General features: G+C 44.9%; 7 protein-coding genes. All 7 read left to right on the top strand.

All coding sequences use genetic code 11. The annotated features are described in order from the left end of the window. Nucleotides 1-114 precede the first annotated feature (114 nt). Complete coding sequence (locus tag AC57BQ_RS06650) at nt 115-675, top strand: TlpA family protein disulfide reductase (protein WP_496405526.1); 561 nt, start codon at nt 115-117, stop codon at nt 673-675. A gap of 379 nt (nt 676-1,054) precedes the next feature. Continuing rightward, entirely contained in the window at nt 1,055-4,237 is a 3,183-nt protein-coding gene (locus AC57BQ_RS06645; protein ID WP_496405525.1) for a SusC/RagA family TonB-linked outer membrane protein, read from the top strand. A 5-nt stretch (nt 4,238-4,242) separates the two neighbouring features. Next, on the top strand, nt 4,243-5,682 hold the full coding sequence (locus tag AC57BQ_RS06640) for a SusD/RagB family nutrient-binding outer membrane lipoprotein (protein WP_496405524.1): 1,440 nt from the start codon (nt 4,243-4,245) through the stop codon (nt 5,680-5,682). An 888-nt stretch (nt 5,683-6,570) separates the two neighbouring features. Beyond that, complete coding sequence (locus AC57BQ_RS06635) at nt 6,571-13,623, top strand: SDR family NAD(P)-dependent oxidoreductase (RefSeq protein ID WP_496405523.1); 7,053 nt, start codon at nt 6,571-6,573, stop codon at nt 13,621-13,623. 24 nt (nt 13,624-13,647) lie between these two features. Then, the gene (locus AC57BQ_RS06630; protein ID WP_496405522.1) at nt 13,648-17,934 is read left to right on the top strand and encodes a beta-ketoacyl synthase N-terminal-like domain-containing protein; all 4,287 of its coding nucleotides are present in this window, start codon (nt 13,648-13,650) and stop codon (nt 17,932-17,934) included. Then, entirely contained in the window at nt 17,922-18,221 is a 300-nt protein-coding gene (locus AC57BQ_RS06625; protein ID WP_076369424.1) for an acyl carrier protein, read from the top strand. Before AC57BQ_RS06630 ends, AC57BQ_RS06625 begins: the two co-directional genes overlap by 13 nt. Further along, complete coding sequence (locus AC57BQ_RS06620; protein ID WP_496405521.1) at nt 18,212-18,973, top strand: alpha/beta fold hydrolase; 762 nt, start codon at nt 18,212-18,214, stop codon at nt 18,971-18,973. Before AC57BQ_RS06625 ends, AC57BQ_RS06620 begins: the two co-directional genes overlap by 10 nt.

Genomic DNA, 18,973 nt, shown 5'->3' with positions numbered 1-18,973 from the left:
CACGCTTACGGCTATAGGCTGTTCTTCATACCTCTCCTATTCTTTCTGTTTAATTGCAATCTGTTAATTTTTTATCACCGGCTTAATTATAGTGGAGCCCTATTAATAAATTCAATGAACAACCAGTTTTTACTCATAGTTTATCTTTTCCTGTTTACCGGCATTGCAGCCCGCGCGCAAACTGTCGACTCTGCCAATATTGATCGCGGTTACCTGGTTAAAGTTGGCGAACAGGCTCCTGATGATTTTGAACTGGTACTCACCAACGGTACCAAAACTACCCTAAAGCAGTTACGCGGCAAAGTAGTAATACTACAATTTACAGCCAGCTGGTGCAGTGTATGCCGCCAGGAAATGCCGCACTTACAAAAAGACATCTGGGAAGCCTACAAAAGCAAGGGCCTGGTATTGATCGGCGTTGACCGTGACGAGCCCCTGCAAAAAGTACAAAAATTTCACCAGGATATGAAGATCACCTATGACCTGGCGCTTGATCCTGGTGCGGATATTTTTGGAAGGTTTGCCAATAAAAAGAGCGGTGTTACGCGTAATGTGGTGATCAATCGCGAAGGCCGCATCGTTTACCTTACCCGCCTGTATGATCAGCAGGAGTTTGCATCAATGGTTAAAGTGGTTGATGCACTGGTGAACAATAAAACCGCATCCGTAAACTAAAATAAATAATAAAGCATGTGTCCCTGATCCTGTCATCACACATTGCTATATCGATTTAACCATTAATCACACCGCACATGAAAACAAATTACATAACCTTAAACAACGCTTCTATTTTGAACATTTACGTTTTATTATCTGCTTCTACTATGAATACCCCTATGTCATCTATGCAAAACAAGTGTTGCTGCTGTTAAACTACAGCGTTGCTTAGGTCGGTCAGGCTTTTTTCTCAGGCAACATAGCACAACCCAACAATCAAAGCTTTTACAGTTTAAGGCAATATTATCAACAGCCCGATCATCCGATCTGCGGATGGCTGGCCGTCTTTAGTTTTCCGGATCCTGTATGGTATCGTTAACATTCACAATCTATTACCATGTTTAAAAATTACAAACTACTACTGGCAATACTATTGCCTTTTATTTTCATCCAAACGGTTGCGGCGCAATCTGTTAAAATAAGCGGGGTGGTAACCGCCAAGTCAGACGGGCTTCCCTTGCCGGGCGTAAGTGTTTCTGTTAAAGGAACAACCAATGGTGTACAAACCAGCAGCGACGGTAAGTTTACCTTAAGCGCCAAAGTAAATGACGTGTTACGGATAACCTATATTGGTTTTACCACTAAAGAAATATCCGTTACCGGGGCTGATGGATCACTCCATATTATACTCGAGGAGCAAGCTAACGCTTTGAACGAGGTAGTGATCACGGCGCTCAATATCTCAAAAGATAAAAAATCACTGGGCTATGCCGTACAGGGTTTAAAATCAAAAGATATCTCAGAGGCTAAGGAAACCAACCTGGTAAACGCGTTGGCCGGTAAAATAGCCGGTGTAAATGTAACCAACAGCCAGGGCGATATGGGCTCATCACGCATCATTATCCGCGGCGAAACCTCGGTGGCCGGTAATAACCAGCCGCTGTTTGTGGTTGACGGTCTTCCGGTTGATAATACCCAGCAGTTAGGTACCGGCGGATCAAGGGATTTTGCCAACCCGATATCGGATATCAATTCCGAGGATATTGAATCTATTTCGGTGCTTAAAGGGCCAAATGCCGCGGCGCTTTACGGTTCACGTGCGGCTGCCGGTGTTATCCTCATCAAAACAAAAACCGGTAAAGGTGCCAAAGGCCTGGGTGTTACTATTAATTCAAACACTTCATTTTCCAACTTATTGGGTCTGCCAAAATATCAAAATGAATACGGACAAGGCTCCAACGGTAAATTCAGTTATGTTGATGGTAAAGGCGGCGGCGTTAATGACGGCGTTGACGAAAGCTGGGGCCCTGCATTAGATGGTCAGCTTATACCTCAATTTAACTCCAACGGCACACCCGTACCGTTTATAGCACATCCTGATAATGTGAAAGATTTCTTTTTAACCGGTGTTACCCTTAATAACGGGATCTCATTGGCCAGCTCGGGCGATAAATATGATTTCCGCCTGTCATACAACAACCTGCACCAAACAGGCGTAATTCCCAATACCGAGCAGGGTCGTAATTCATTTTTATTGAATGCTACCTATAAACTTACGCCGAAATTAACTTTAACTACCATTGCCAACTATATTAAGGACGATGCCGATAATTTACCAGGTTCGGGCGGCAGGCGTGCTACCAGTACCATGCTGCAGTTTACCTGGTTTGGTCGTCAGGTTGATATTAGCCAGTTAAAAAACTATCGCGATGCCAATGGCAATACTTTTAACTGGAATAACAGCTACTACAGCAATCCATACTTTCAGGCTTATGAAAATACGGTAAGCCAAACCCGTAACCGTTTTATTGGTAGCGCGGAGTTAAACTACAAGATCATTGATGGCCTTTCGGCAAATTTCCGTACCGGTACCGATTATTATAACGATCGCCGTAAGATCAGAATAGCTTATGGCACCAATGGTACGCCATTCGGCTCATACGAAGAAGATGCTTATGATTTTACCGAGACCAATACCGAAGGCAGGCTGCAGTATACTAAAAAACTAAACGATGATTTCTCGATCGACGCGTTGATCGGCGGTAACATCCGCGCAAACTCATTGGAGAATAACGATCAGAAAGCGCCTAAATTAGCGGTAAGCGGTTTATATACCTTGAACAACTCACGCGATCCGCTGATATCATCAAATACTTTTAGCAAGTATAAAACATACAGCTATTTTGCTTCCGGACAAATTGGTTTCAGGAACTATGCTTTTATCAACGTTACTGCCCGTAATGATTGGTCATCCACCCTTCCGGCATCCAGCTTATCTTATTTTTATCCTTCTGTTAATGGTAGCTTGGTACTATCAGAAGCGCTGGATATTAAAAGCGATATATTAAGCTATTTAAAACTACGCGGCGGCTGGTCAAAAGTAGGTAAAGCGACTGACCCTTATCAGTTGATCAATACTTATGACTTTACCGCTCCATTTAATGCTAATCCGCAACAAAGCATCAACAATGTAGATCTGAACCCTAATTTAAAACCAGAAACCACAACCTCGGCCGAAGCCGGTTTTGAGTTAGGCTTTTTTAATGACAGGATCCGTTTAGACGCGAGTGTTTATAATACCAACAGTAATAACCAGATCTTAAAAGTTAATGTGAGCCCGACCACAGGATATAATCAAAAACTGATCAACGGCGGTACTATTAACAACAAAGGTTTAGAGGTACAGTTAGGGTTAACGCCGATAAAACTAAAAGATTTTAGCTGGGACATCAACGTAAACTACTCCCGTAACAAGAGTAAAGTTGTTTCGTTGGATAAAGAAGGTCGCCTGCAAAGCTATATCTTAGGATCTGATGGTACGGTACAAGTACTGGCAGCTGTTGGGCAACCTTATGGTGCTATTTACGGCAATGCATTTCAGCGTAATGCCAGTGGGCAGGTAGTTGTAGATGCCGATGGAACACCTGTTATTAACCCAACTATACAATACCTGGGCAAGTTTACACCAAACTGGTTAGGTAGTATCAATAATAGCTTTACTTATAAAGGCATCAATTTAAGCGTTTTGGTCGACGCGCACATTGGTGGTTCTATTTTCTCAGGCACCAACCAAACAGGTACCTATACCGGTATATTGGCATCTACCCTGCCGGGCCGTGGTACAGCTAACGGCGGTTTAAGCTATTATTACCCTGGCAACAATACATCAGCAGCCGCGGTTCAAGTAAGCGGCAGCGCTCCGGCTGGTGTAACGGTATACAATGATGGTGTTGTTTACAACGGTGTAAAGGCCGATGGCAGCAAAAATAACACCATCTTATCGGCACAATCATACTATAAGGCCTTAACCAATGCCGATGAGCCATTTGTTTACAGCGCTACCTACATCAAATTAAGGGAAATAAAACTAGGTTATACCGTACCACAAAAATGGGCCAAAAGCATTGGTTTCCAGGGAGCGTCGTTCGCTGTTGTTGGTCGTAACCTGCTCATCATCCACAAAAACGCGCCTAACATCGACCCTGAAACCGCTTTTAACACCGGCAACGGACAAGGCCTGGAAGACTTAACCCTACCAACCGTACGCAACATTGGTTTTAATGTTAACCTTAAATTCTAATTATCATGAAACTTAAATATACATCCATCATATTATCCGGCACGCTATTGCTATCGTTGGCATCGTGCAAAAAAGAACTGGTGAAAATTAACCAGAATCCAAATGCCACCCAAAATCCGCAGCCTGATTACCTGCTTACAGGAGTTATTAAAAACATATCTGATACTTACTGGGGCGTAGAAGACAATATGGGTTCAAGCTTGCTTTTTGTACAAAACTGGTCCAAAATACAATATACCGATCCCGACCGTTATATATTCACTAACACGTCGTTTCAAGGCTTGTGGACAACCGCTTATACCAAAGGGGTTATTAATTTGAACCAGATCATTAAGCTGGCCGATGCCCAGGCGAACCCTAATTACAAAGGTGTTGCTTTGGTATTGCGTTCATGGGTGTTTACTTTGCTGACCGATCAATATGGCGACGTGCCTTACAAACAGGCTATCAATATTGATCAGTACCTTACCCCTGCATATGATGCGCAAAAAGATGTTTATTTTGCCTTGCTTGATGATCTGAAAGCGGCGCAAGCATCACTTGCCCCATCAGGTAAAGCTATTTTGGGCGATGCGATATACAGTGGCTCTATTACCAAATGGAAAAAATTCGCCAATTCGCTACGCCTGCGTATCGCGCTTCGCATTGCCGATCGCGAGCCCGAAAAAGCCAAACAGGTATTAGCCGATATCCAGGCCGAAGGCAGTGGCTATATCAGCTCAAACAGCGAGATAGCCCAGCTGGTTTATGTTGATTCGCCAAACCAAAACCCGATCAGCAATTTGTTTGATACCCGCGATGATTATCGCATCAGCAAAACTATAGTTGATCAGTTATTTGCGCTTAACGATCCGCGCTTGCCTATATATGCCAGTCCGACCAAAGATGCTACCCCACAAACCTATGTGGGCGTGCCCAATGGTTTACTGGTTGGCGATGCCAGCGGTCTGGGCTTAACCAAAACATCAAAACCAGGTACCTATTTCCTGGCACCGCATGCACCAGCAGTGATCATCAGCTATGCCGAAGTACTGTTTGATCAGGCTGAAGCCGTAGCACGTGGCTTTATAGCCGGTAACGCAGCCGATTTCTACAATCAGGCGGTTACAGCTTCACTACAACAATATGGGATTGCTAATGCAGCCATTACAACCTATATCAATTCGGCGGCAGTTAAATATGATGCCTCGAACTATAAAAAGTCGATAGGTAATCAAAAATGGATAGCCTTATTTGGCCAGGGCCTGGAAGCCTTTGCAGAATGGCGCCGTTTAGATTATCCGCAGCTGCAACCTGCCGTTGCCGGCACGCTGAACGGGAAAATACCGGTAAGGTTCATTTACCCGGGAACGGAGCAATCATTGAATGGCACAAGCTATAAAGCGGCTGTTGCCAATCAAGGTGCCGACGTGCTCACCACCAAACTTTGGTTTGATGTGAACTAACATTAAATAAGGATGTCATGCTGAGCTCCGTCGAAGCATGGTGGGCTGGCCTCTGCGTAAGCCCTTCGACAAGCTCAGGGTGACATCCCTGCATATTTATTCGTAATATCTCCATAAACAACAGGGGCCGCTTTAAGCGGCCCCTGTTGTTTATATCTTCGTCACCAACTTCCTGCCCTTAGTAAGATTATCATCGCAAAACAAAGGAGAACAAGTCGCGAAACCTAGTACTGCGGCTTTCTTTATATAAATACTTACACATTAGTTTATTTTTTAGCTCGATAGGCAATATAAATTTCAAATAGTACCATAATCGGCTTTATAAGTCCTTAATTACCGCTATCCGAGAAACCCTTGGCTTACAAGCCTTTGACAGATCACCATTTTAGAATAAATCATAAATTATTAAATATCAATCAATTATAATTAATTATTGATATTATAAGTCGATTATGGTAAAGTAAAGCTTTCATTAAATAAGCATTAACAAATTGGTCAGAATAGCGACAAATAAAGTTATTTAACTCAGATGAATCTATTTTTTAACCAATAATTATCATTATTATTTGAGGTAAATCCTTTAATCTGCCTGATAAACAACATAATATTAGGCCATTACCATATGTTTCAGGGCCTTTTTTTTCATTTTATTCTTTTTCTGTTCATTGTATTCACTGTGCATAAATATAAAAATATAGTGGTATTATTGTATAATTAATAAGATTAAGATGTCTTTGTTGTTAAATTTTTACTTTTTGATTAAAGTATAAGATTAATTTATTATTTTCATCTGCCATAATATTTAGTGTTCTGTATATCCTTCATCTGGGATTTTATGGTAGTTTTTACAGATAGCCATCGATTTTAACATTTTACCTACCCTATACCATGAAAAAACGTGCAATAATTGGATTAACCCCCTTTGAAAAACCCGATGTATCGCTTGCACTTGATTTGCATCACGCAGGAGCTTTTCCTGTACTGAGTCTTGGGCTCGATAAGACCATCGCCGAAGAAGCGCTTGAAAATTTAGTAAGCCGTGGCTTAATCGATTTTGGTGTTTGTTTTACGGGAAGTGATATCATTGATATTAAACTCCCTCAACAGGTGAGCGTGATCATTTTACCTTTCGGCGCGAAGATCAAACGACCGGAAAACACTCAGCTTGTTTATCAAATAAACGATCTGGCTTCTGCAAAGCTGGCCAAAGCCCAGGGTGCAGATGGTATTATCATCAAAGGTAATGAGGGTGCGGGCAATGTGGCTTATGAATCTTCATACATATTATTCCAGCGTGTTATACAGGAAGTAAAAGATATCCCCGTTTGGGTACAGGGTGGTGTAGGTATACATACAGCCGCTGCCTTATCCGCACAGGGAGCTGCCGGCATTGTGCTCGACAGTCAGTTGGCTTTATTCCCGGAATGTTCGGCTCCAAAAGAATTGAAAGAACTTTGTACCAAATTAAGCGGTACCGAAACCAAACTGATCGATAACTGCAGGGTGCTGGTTCGTCCAAACTCCCCTGCTCTGCCCGAGAATATTACTTATAACAATCTTAAAGCTTATTTCACCGATCTTAACCCGGAGAAAAGCTATATTCCTATGGGGCAGGATATCGCCCTGGCCACCGACCTGGTTAACCGCTATAAAAAACTGAATAAACTGGTATTTGGTATTAAAGAAGCCATGTATGGTCACCTGAACCAGGCACGCTCACTTAATGTGATCAGACCAAACAATCCTTTAGCCAAAGATCTTAATATTACCTACCCTATTGCCCAGGGCCCGATGACCCGCGTAAGCGATGTAGCCCCTTTTGCCGATGCTGTAGCAGAAGCAGGCGCTTTATCCTTCATCGCGTTATCCTTATTAAAAGGTCCGCGTGCAAAAGAACTGGTAATGGATACCAAAAAACTCGCAGGTGAAAAAACCTGGGGTGTTGGCATCCTCGGTTTTGCCCCACAGGAACTGCGCGACGAGCAAATGCAATACATCCTGGAAGCTAAACCACCCGTGGTACTGATTGCCGGTGGCAGACCATCACAGGCCAAACCGCTTGAAAAAGTAGGTATAAAAACATTTTTACATGTTCCGTCGGTTTCCCTGCTGGACATGTTCTTGAAAGAAGGTGCCCGCCGCTTTGTTTTTGAAGGCCGTGAATGCGGTGGCCACGTTGGCCCCCTATCCAGCATGGTGCTTTGGGAAAAACAAATTGAGCGCCTTTTAAAAGAAGACAAACCCGAAGAGATCAGCGTATTTTTTGCAGGGGGTATACACGATGCTTTTTCATCTGCATTTATAGCGGTAATGGCAGCACCATTGGCAGCCAAAGGCGTAAAAGTAGGTGTGCTGATGGGCACGGCTTATTTATATACTAAAGAAGCGGTGATTACCGGTGCTATACAGGACAAATTCCAGGAGCAGGCCATGCAGGCTAAAGACACCGTATTGCTGGAAACAGCTCCGGGTCATGAAACCCGCTGCCTGAATACGGCATTCGCCGATTTCTTTAGCACAGAAAAAGCTAAACTGCAAAAGACCGGTATCGACAAAAAAGAGATCTGGGAGAAACTGGAAAGCCTTAACGTGGGCAGGCTGCGTATTGCTGCCAAAGGTATTGAGCGCCGCGGCGACGAGTTGGTGACCATCGATGAAGCTGACCAATTAAACCTGGGCATGTATATGATCGGTCAGGTGGCCGTGATGCACAACAAGGTTATTTCCCTGCTGGAATTGCACCAGGATGTTGCCGAAAACAATTATCAGCATATCCTGAAAGCTGCCTTACCTGCCGCACCTGAATCGACCGAGCGTTCGCTTGATGTGGCTATCGTAGGTATGGCCTGTATTTTCCCCGAAGCAAAAAATATTGAAGAATACTGGCGCAATATCATCTTAGGAAAAGATTGCGTTACCGAAGTGCCTGATGAGCGCTGGAATAAAGCACTATATTACGATCCCGCATCTACCGCAGACGATATGTCACACTCCAAATGGGGTGGCTTTATTCCGAAGATCGATTTTGATCCGCTTGAATTTGGTATCCCGCCGCAGTCACTGGCCGCTATCGAACCAACGCAGTTGTTAACCTTAATGGTTGCCAAACAAGCTATGGAGAACGCCGGTTATGGCAGCGGTAATTTTGACCGTGATAACATATCTGTGATTATTGGTGCCGAAGGCGGTAACGATCTGGCCAACAGCTATAGCTTCAGAGGATATTACAAACAGGTATTTGGCGAGATCCCTGCGGAAGTAGATGCGGCCCTACCAAAAACCACCGAGGATTCTTTCCCGGGTATCCTGGCTAACGTAATTTCTGGTCGTATCACCAACCGTATGGATTTTGGTGGCCGTAACTTTACGGTAGATGCCGCCTGCGCATCGTCATTAGCCGCAATTGATCTGGCTTGCCAGGAGTTGTTCCTGGAAAAATCAGACATGGTACTGGCCGGCGGTGCCGATTTACACAACGGTATCAATGATTACCTGATGTTCTCGAGCACTCATGCCCTATCCCGCAAGGGCCGCTGCGCTACATTTGATGGCGAAGCCGATGGTATTGCTTTAGGTGAAGGTGTGGCCATGATCGTACTGAAAAGACATGAAGACGCCCTGCGCGATGGTGACAGAGTTTATGCCGTAATTAAAGGTGTAGGCGGATCAAGCGATGGCAAAGCCCTTGGCTTAACCGCTCCACGCAAGATCGGACAGGTTCGTGCACTGGAACGTGCTTATGAACAAGCCGGTATCACCCCATCATTATTAGGATTGGTTGAGGCACATGGTACAGGTACCGTAGTTGGTGATAAAACCGAATTGAGCGCGTTGACCGATATGTTGAATCAATCAGGGGCCCTTGCGGGTCAAACACACCTGGGTTCGGTAAAAACACAGATCGGGCACACCAAATGCGCCGCGGGTTTAGCCGGATTGATCAAAGCTTCCTTAGCAGTTTATCATGGTATAAAACCACCAACCATACATTTAAAAACACCAAACGGATTTTATAATCCCGAAACCAGTCCATTCGCTTTCCATACCGAAGCTGGTTTATGGATGGATGAGAAACGCTATGCTGGCGTAAGCGCCTTCGGTTTTGGCGGTACCAACTTCCACGCCGTAATTGAAAGCAGCGGCCCTGCATCCCTGCAAAACCCGTCATTAACATCATGGCCTTCGGAGCTTTTTGTTTTCCGCGGTGATACTTACGACGAAGCAAAAACAAAACTAAACTCCGTAAAAGCTTTATTGGAGATCAATGGCAATATCGATCTGAGAGACATTGCGTTTAGCCTGGCAACAGCCAACGCAAAACCAGTACAACTAAGCATTGTTGCGGATAATGCCGACGACCTGATGATGAAGGTTGAACTGGCCCTTTCAGGCATCGAAAGCAAAGACACTTATATTGTTAAAAAACAGGAAGGTAAAGTAGCTTTCATGTTCCCGGGGCAGGGAAGCCAGCGCATCAATATGGCCCGCGACCTGTTCGTGGTGTTCCCGGCCATGCGTAGTTTGTTAAAACAGTACCCTGATTATGAAAAGGTATTGTTCCCTAATGCTGCCTTTGATCCTGAACTGATAAAAGGACAAAAAGAAGCCATTAAAGATACCCGCATGGCACAGCCATTACTGGGTATTGTTGACCTGGCCCTAGCCAATTTCCTGAAAACCATGGGTATCGAACCTGATATGGTTGCCGGTCATAGCTACGGTGAATTGCCAGCCTTGTGTTTTGCCGGAGCTTTTGACGAAAACGAGCTGGTAAAACTAAGCGCCAAACGTGCCCAATCTATTTTAGATGCCGTTGTTGACGGTGATGCCGGTGCTATGATAGCTGTAAACGCTACCCAGGATGAACTACAAAAGATCATTTCGGGATTAAAAGATATTTACCCGGTTAATTATAACTCTCCGTTGCAGTGTGTGATAGCGGGCACTACGCCAGCCATACATAACTTAATGGAAACGCTTAAAACGGCAAAAATATCGGCCAGGAAACTGGAAGTTGCCTGTGCTTTCCATAGCCCATTGGTAGCCAGATCAAAAGAACTGTATACTGAAGTGCTTGCCGGAGTAAACTTTAACGATCTGAGTCTGCCGGTATGGTCAAACACTACCGCGGCAGCCTACCCTGTTAAAGCAAATGAAATAAAAGAACGCCTGACAGATCACCTGGTAAAACCGGTAAAATTTGTGGAAGAAGTACAGCAAATGTATGCGGCTGGCGCCCGGATATTTATTGAAGTTGGACCTGGCAAAGTGTTAACCGGCTTAACCAAAGCCTGCCTGGGTAAAGACGAGGTATTGTTGTATGCCGAAGATAACAGCCGCAACAAACTCACCCACCTGCTTTGTATGCTAGCCGATTATATGGCTACGGGCCGTAACATCCATATTGAAAAACTATTTGAAGGCCGTGGCGCTAAATTGTTAAACCTGGACGAACCAGCTTTATACAAAAAAAGCGCTGCAGTTTGGTACGTAAATGGTCAGCACGCTATACCTGCAAGTGGAAAGCTGCCCGCAAACGGTGCCTTGCCTATCATTGAACCTATTAAAATGAAAAACAACGAAGTAAGAACTGAAACGCACACCATCGTAAATTCAGGCGCTGAATTGATGATGCAGGAATACCTGAACAGCATGAAAATGCTGATACAGGCTCAAAGAGATGTTATGATGTCCTTTTTAGGGCAAAATCCGGGCAGCCCGATGGCTTACCAGCAGGCACCACAATACCAGCAACAAGCTTATGTTCAGCAACCTATCCCGGTAGCTGCCCCTGTTGAGGTTAAACAGGAAGTAAAAGCTATCGCGCAGCCTGTTGCAGTTCAACCTGTCGCAGTACAAAAAGATGTTAAACAAGTATTGCTACAGGTAGTAAGCGACAAAACCGGTTATCCGCAGGATATGCTGGGTATGGAGATGGACCTGGAAGCCGACTTGAGCATCGATTCGATCAAACGAGTGGAGATCATTGGTACATTACGCACCGAACTGGGCGGCTTTAGCAACAGCGAAAAAAGCGAGGATACCATGATGGAGCAACTGGCTGGCATCAAAACATTGAGCGGTTTAGTGAACTGGATCAACGAAAATACGGCACAAACCACCACTGCTGCACCAGTTGCCGTTAATGTGGAAGTTGCTGTACAGGCTACTGTAACCAATAAAGTAAAATTTTCATTAGAAGACCTGAAAACGGCTATACTATCTGTAGTAAGCGATAAAACCGGTTATCCGCAGGAAATGCTGGGTATGGATCTGGATATGGAAGCTGATCTGAGCATTGACTCCATCAAACGGATGGAGATCATCGGCGACCTGAAGCTAAAGATCGGCTTCGGAAAAGCCAATGAGCAAGCCGATGATATGATGGAAAAACTGGCAGCTATTAAAACATTGAATGGTTTAGCCAACTGGATAGCTGACATAGAAGCAGAAACCGAGGGTTTGGTTACCGAAGCTAAAAAGATCATAGAGGAGCCTGTTGCCGAAACAACAACTGATGAAACACTATCACGCCTGCGTTTTGAGCTTACCCCTACTAAACTATCAACCGCCGAGGACGCTGTTATCAAAGGCAAACGTTTTGCCATCACTGATGATGGTGGCATACAAGCCATCAAGATTAAACATTTACTGGAGCACCGTGGCGCCATGGCTGACATCGTGTACGCAGGCGGAAATTTGGAAGGCTACCAGGGTTTGATCATCCTCAATATGTTCGCTTCGCAAAAAACAGTGGGTATTATCGATCACTTCGCTTTGATCAAGAAACTGGATTTTGAAACTGTAAAATGGGTTTACATCATATCAGATACCATGTTGCATCTGAATGAGTTTGAAGACATCAGCTTATTAAGACGTTACCAGGGTTATCCGGGCTTTTTCAAAAGTCTTGACCGCGAGTTTGAGCAAACTAAATGCCGCGTGGTAAGTTTGGGTACGCCGATGACAGCGGATGAAATAGCTGATATCACACTAAAAGAATTGCTTAATCCCGATAAACCATCGGAAGTGATCTACCAGGATCATCAAAGACACGTGATGGAACTGATCCCTTCACAATTGATCACCGGTTTAGAAGAATCGCACATTAAACTGGATAAAAAATCGGTAGTGATCGTATTTGGCGGAGCCCAGGGCATCACATCCGAGCTGATGATCCACTTTGCTAAGGATTATCCTTGTACCTATATCTTAGTAGGCCGTTCTGCCGATCCAAGAAAAGCCGGTGCAAGCGCTGCAGATTCGCTGGAATCAAAAGATGAGATCCGTTCTTATGTGATCAAACAGGGTGTTATTAAAAAACCCGCTGAGATTGAACAAGAAACAGCACGTATCTACAAAAACAACCAGGTAATGCGCACCATCGCTCAAATGGAAGCAGGTGGTTCAACCGTAGTATATAAATCACTTGATCTGTGCGACGAGCAACGTTTAAGCAGCTTTATTGATGATACTTATGAAATATATGGCCGCATAGATGGCGTGGTACACGGCGCGGGTTTACTGGAAGATAAATTATTCCAAAGCAAAACACCGGAATCATTTGGCCGCGTTTTCGATACCAAGGTAAAACCATTGCGTATCCTGGCAGAGCAACTGCGTCCCGAAACACAATTTGTGATCCTGTTCTCGAGCATAGCCTCGGTTTATGGTAACCGTGGACAAACAGATTACGCTGCTGCTAACAGCGTGCTGGACAAATACGCCTGGGCGCTCAACAAACGCATCAACGGTAAAGTAATGTCTATCAACTGGGGTCCGTGGAAAGGTGCCGGCATGGTATCACCAACCCTTGAAAAAGAATACGAACGCCGTGGCATAGCGCTGATACCGCTGCAACATGGCCGCGAAATATTTTTAAATGAATTAAAATACGGCAAAGAAAGCCAGGTATTAATTATGGCAGGCAACAATTGGTAATACACCAGCCAAACCATTCCACACATGAAGAAAACCGATGTAGCAGTAATAGGGATGTCATGCATTTTTCCGGGAGCGGGCGATGTAGAAACCTTCTGGCAAAATATAATTAACAAAGTTGATTCAACTCAAATAGTGCCACCGGATCGGATAGATCCGGTGCATTTTAGTAAACAGGAGTCGGCTGTGGATCGTTTTTACTGTAACCGTGGCGGCTTTATTCCCGATTATGAATTTGATCCGCGTCGTTTTGGCATCCTGCCCGTAGCTGTTGAAGGTACCGAACCAGATCATCTGCTCACGCTCGACCTGGCATACCGTGCACTGGAAGATGCCGGTGTATTTGCAAAAAACATCACGCTCGAAAAAACGGGTATCATTATTGGTAAAGGTAACTATACCGGCCCCGGTGCAACCCGTGCCATTGAGATTGTACGTACCGGCGAACAGATAGCCTCTTTATTAAAAGAGATACTGCCCGGTTTAGGCGATGCCGAAATAGAAAAAGTAAAACAGGAGTTCCAGTTACGCAAAGGGCGTTTCAGCGCCGATACCGCCATGGGGCTTATCCCCAACCTGGTGGCATCACTGGTGGCTAACCGCTTAAATCTGGGTGGTGTGGCGTTTACGCTTGATGCGGCCTGCGCCAGTTCCTTGATTGCTATTGACCATGGTGTACAGGAATTGAACAGCGGCCGTTGCGATATGATCATAGCCGGAGGCGTACATACCGGGCAAAATGCCGCTTTCTGGAGTATATTCTCGCAATTGGGAGCTCTATCCCGCCAGGAACAAATAAAACCTTTTGACACCGGAGCCGACGGATTAATTATTGGTGAAGGCTGTGGTTTTGTGGTTTTAAAACGCCTGGAAGATGCTATAAACGATAAAGACAAAATTTACGCTGTAATAAAAGGCGTTGGTGTAAGCAGCGATGGCAGCGGCACCAGCGTGATGAGTCCGGCGGTAAAAGGGCAGCTTAAAGCTATTGAGCAAGCCTGGGAAAATGCCGGTGTACAGGCAAATGATATTGGTTACCTGGAGGCACACGGTACAGGCACCCCACTGGGCGACAAGACCGAGCTACAAACCCTGGCTCAATTTTTTGGTCACCACCCTGAATTGCCTGATGCAGGTATTGGATCGGTAAAATCAAATATTGGTCATGCCATGCCGGCCGCGGGTATCGCGGGTTTTATCAAAACCTGTTTGGCGCTATATCATGATACTTTGCCGCCAACCCTGCATTGCGAAACGCCTTTGGCTCAAATGGAAAAAACCAGGTTTTCGCCGGTACAAACCTCACGCAACTGGACAGAATCAGGCTTACCCAAGCTTGCCGGTGTAAACGCCTTTGGTTTTGGCGGCATTAACGCGCATGTGGTATTAGAAGGCTTTAACTCCCCTAAAAAGGACGAAGTTTTATTACTTGCACGTGAAACCCACGAAGCACTGATCACTGCTTTGGAAACAGAGGATTTTAGCGAAGGTAAAGGAAACTTCCGTATAGCGCTATTTAACCCAACTCCTGAAAGATTAAAAAAAGCTACTAAAATAGCGGCTAAAAATATGCCCTGGCGCAATAAACAGGATATCTGGTACACCAATGCCCCGCTGCTAAATGATGGCGGCAAGGTAGCCTTTGTATTCCCTGGTTTGGATGGATTGGCAGGGGGCGAGGTTTCCACTGTATCCAGCTACTTTAACATTGCGCCAGATAACGATACCAAAGCTGATGGCTTACTAAGTGAAGCCTTAGGCATACTCAATAAAAGCAGTATCCTGGATACCGCGCTTAAACAATTGGGCGTAAAACCTGATATGAACGCCGGGCACAGCCTGGGCGAATGGCTGGCAGCGCGTTCATCAGAACTGGCCGAAGAAAGCTCGGTACTGGAACTGCTGGATGTGTTGAATCCGGAGACATTTGAGTTAAAAGATTCGCGCTTTATAGCCGTAGGTTGCGGTATTGATCAGCTGGAGCCTATTATGGCCGGTATTAAAGATGTATACCTGTCCAACGATAACTGTCCGCAGCAAGTGATACTTTGCGGCAGCAAACCGGCGCTCGATGAACTGGTACCGATATTAAAAGCTAAACAGATATTTCACCAGGTACTGCCATTTCAATCGGGCTTCCACTCCCCTTTTGTGGCCGATAAACTGGATTTAATATTGGACGGGATGCGCAATATGCAGTTCCGCAAAACCACCACGCCCTTATGGTCGGCCACTACGCTGGAACTTTATCCGGAAGGCTTTGAGGCCATCAGGCAGTTGAGCGCTGAGCACCTCATTAAACCGGTACGCTTCCGTGAGCTTACCGAAAAACTATATAGCGAAGGTGCCCGTGTTTTTATACAGGTTGGCTCCGGTGGTTTGATCGGCTTTATTGATGATACTTTAAAAGGCAAAAGCTTTAGCACTATAGCATCAAACGTACCTACACGGCCGGGCTTAACCCAACTGCAGCGCGTATTGGCAGCCTTGTTTGTGGAAGGCAAAGAAGTTGGACTTGATTTTATGGGTCATAAACAAACTGCCTCGCCTGTTAAAACAAAGGGTATCAAATTAGAGTTGGGCTCACCTATTGTACACAACCTGGCTGGGCTTAAAAATCTTGCCGCTGTTAAACAACAGTCACCGGTAAAACATGAAGCTATGCTGGTTGACGTTGCTGATCCGATCATGCGGGCCTTCAGTGAAAATGTTGCTGAAATGGTGAACATACAGAACGAGATGATGCAGCTTTTCCAAAACAGGCCTACGCAACCTATAGCGAGGGCGACAACAACGGCACAACCTGTTTCTGCACCTCCACCACCTGTAGCACCACCGCAAACGGCAACTGATGCTCCGGCAAAGCGGGTTCCGTTTTCGAAACAATTGGACGTTTCCCTGGATAATTGTCCTTATTTAATAGATCATTCCCTACTACGTCAGCCAAAAGGCTGGCATTGTGTAGAGGATATGGATCCGGTGATACCTATGACCATGATATTTGAAATGTTTGGCGAAATAGCAGCCGAGCAATCACCTGGCGAACAGGTACAAAAGATCATGAACATTAAAGTGTTCCAATGGATGAACGTAGTAAAACCCTTCCGTGAAACCGTTACCGGCGAATGGAAAGATCAGCAACGCGTTTATCTTGATCTGGATAAGTTTGCCAATGCCGAGGTACAACTGGCCCGCGAACTCAGTCCGGCACCAGACAGGCATTTTGACGTAGGCGAACTACTGGATATTCAACGCACTGCCGAGCAGATCTATGACGCGCATATGTTCCATGGCCCGCGTTACCAGGGTATCAGGTCATTAACAGCTGTCGGCAAAAAAGGCATTACCGGTATTATTGAAGGTGACGCCGGTAAAGGCTCCCTATTGGATAATGCCGGGCAGTTATTTGGATTATGGCTGCAATTGACATTGACCAAAGATCGTATCGCCTTCCCCGTAAAAATCCAGGAGATCGAGTTCTTTGAGCCGATGGAAGATCAGAAAGGTCAGTTTGAATGTACCTGTGTATTAACCGAACTGAACGATGAATTTGCCACCGCCGATTTCGTAATGAAACGTAATGGCAAGATCTGGGCCATCATCACCGGCTGGCAAAACCGCAGGCTGGAGATCGATGAACCGCTTTGGAATGTATCCATGTCGCCATTGCATAACCGTTTATCGGAAGAGATAGCGCCGGGTATATTCATGTTCCATCAGGCTTACTCGCGGGTGGTATCCTGGGATTTTATCCTGAAACGTTATTTCAACCAGGACGAGAAAAAGCACCACAATACCCTGATGCCAAATAAGCGGAAGATCTGGATGATCAGTCGCGTAGCCGTAAAGGATGCAGTGCGGAACCTGCTTAATAAACAAAAACAACAGGCTTGTTACCCTATCACCTTTGAAATAAAAGCAGATGAACTGGGTAAACCCTATCCAAGCGGCGGGTTGGCAGATGGTATCCACATATCCATCGCCCATAAAGGTACAGACGCGGTTGGTATCGCGCAATATGATAAACCGGTAGGTATCGACATAGAAACGATAGAAGATCGCGGCGCGGGCTTTTTTGATATGGTATTTACCGAAGCAGAAACAGCCTTGTTAAAAGATAAGGATAAAGCAGAATGGGCAACCCGTTTCTGGGTAGCCAAAGAAGCTTATGGCAAGTACCTGGGCAAAGGCCTGCAGGGTAACCCCAAGGCATACGTGGTTCAGGAGATCAAAGGCGACGAACTGCGCATTAACGACATTTATATCAAAACATTAAAACATAAAAACTACATAATCGGATGGACACAGTAGCATCAACAACAAAAATGAACAGGGACGAGATATTTGATCTGATGAAACAATTCATCACAGAAGTTATAGGTGAGGAATTTGTGGAAGAAATGGATATCACTCCAGAAAGTTCTTTCACTAAAGACCTTGAAATGGACAGCATCGAGATCGTATCTTTTTCCGAAAAAATAAAAGCCCATTTTGGTGACCAGATCGATTTTACCGGTTGGTTATCATCTATGGACCTTGATCAGCTGATCAATCTGAATTTAGGTATGATCATCAATTACATTTACGAATGCCAGTAATCAAAGTAAATAACAGGGATGTACATATCCAGGAGCTTAACAAAGGCGCGGCCGAAACCGTGCTGCTGGTTCATGGTATGTTCAGTAACCTGTCTGTTTATTATTTTAACATAGCGCCCATTTTGGCCGAACATTTCCACGTGGTGATGTATGATCTGAAAAGTCATGGTATGAGCGAGCGCACCCTTCATGGCTACGACTTGAACAGCATGACCGACGATCTGAATGCTTTGATGGATGCATTGAACTTAGATCGAGTACACCTGGCCGGCTATAGCTTTGGCGGATTGATCGCGTTAAAAATGGCGCTGCGTTTTCCTGACAAGGTAAAAAAGCTGGTTGTAATTGAAGCGCCCGATCCTAAAGATGAGAAAGCCCGCGGTATCATTGACGATTACAGTCGTGAGTTTTTGGAGCACTATGTGGAGAATTTCACAGATACTACTAAAGTAAAAATGGGTAAGCGCCAGATGGAACGCAACCACCGGATGTATGAGTACCTGTTTTACCAAACCAGTATCAAAAGCGATATGATAGCTGAAAAGGATTTCCTGGACGAACCTCAAATCTCACTTCTGAACAAGGATACCCTGCTGCTTTACGGATCGGACTCTAATTGCCTGGAAACCGGCAAAGAGCTGAACGGAAAAATAAAAACATCAGAACTGACGGCTGTTCCCGGCGATCATAACATCCCGATACAGGAACCGGTACTGATAGCCAATATGATCAACACATTTTTTATGAATTAA

The organism is Mucilaginibacter sp. BGA-UO-ETr-C110 (assembly GCF_059567985.1).
The sequence above is the reverse complement of the archived record's forward strand: the minus strand, read 5'-3'. Positions and strand labels throughout refer to the sequence as shown.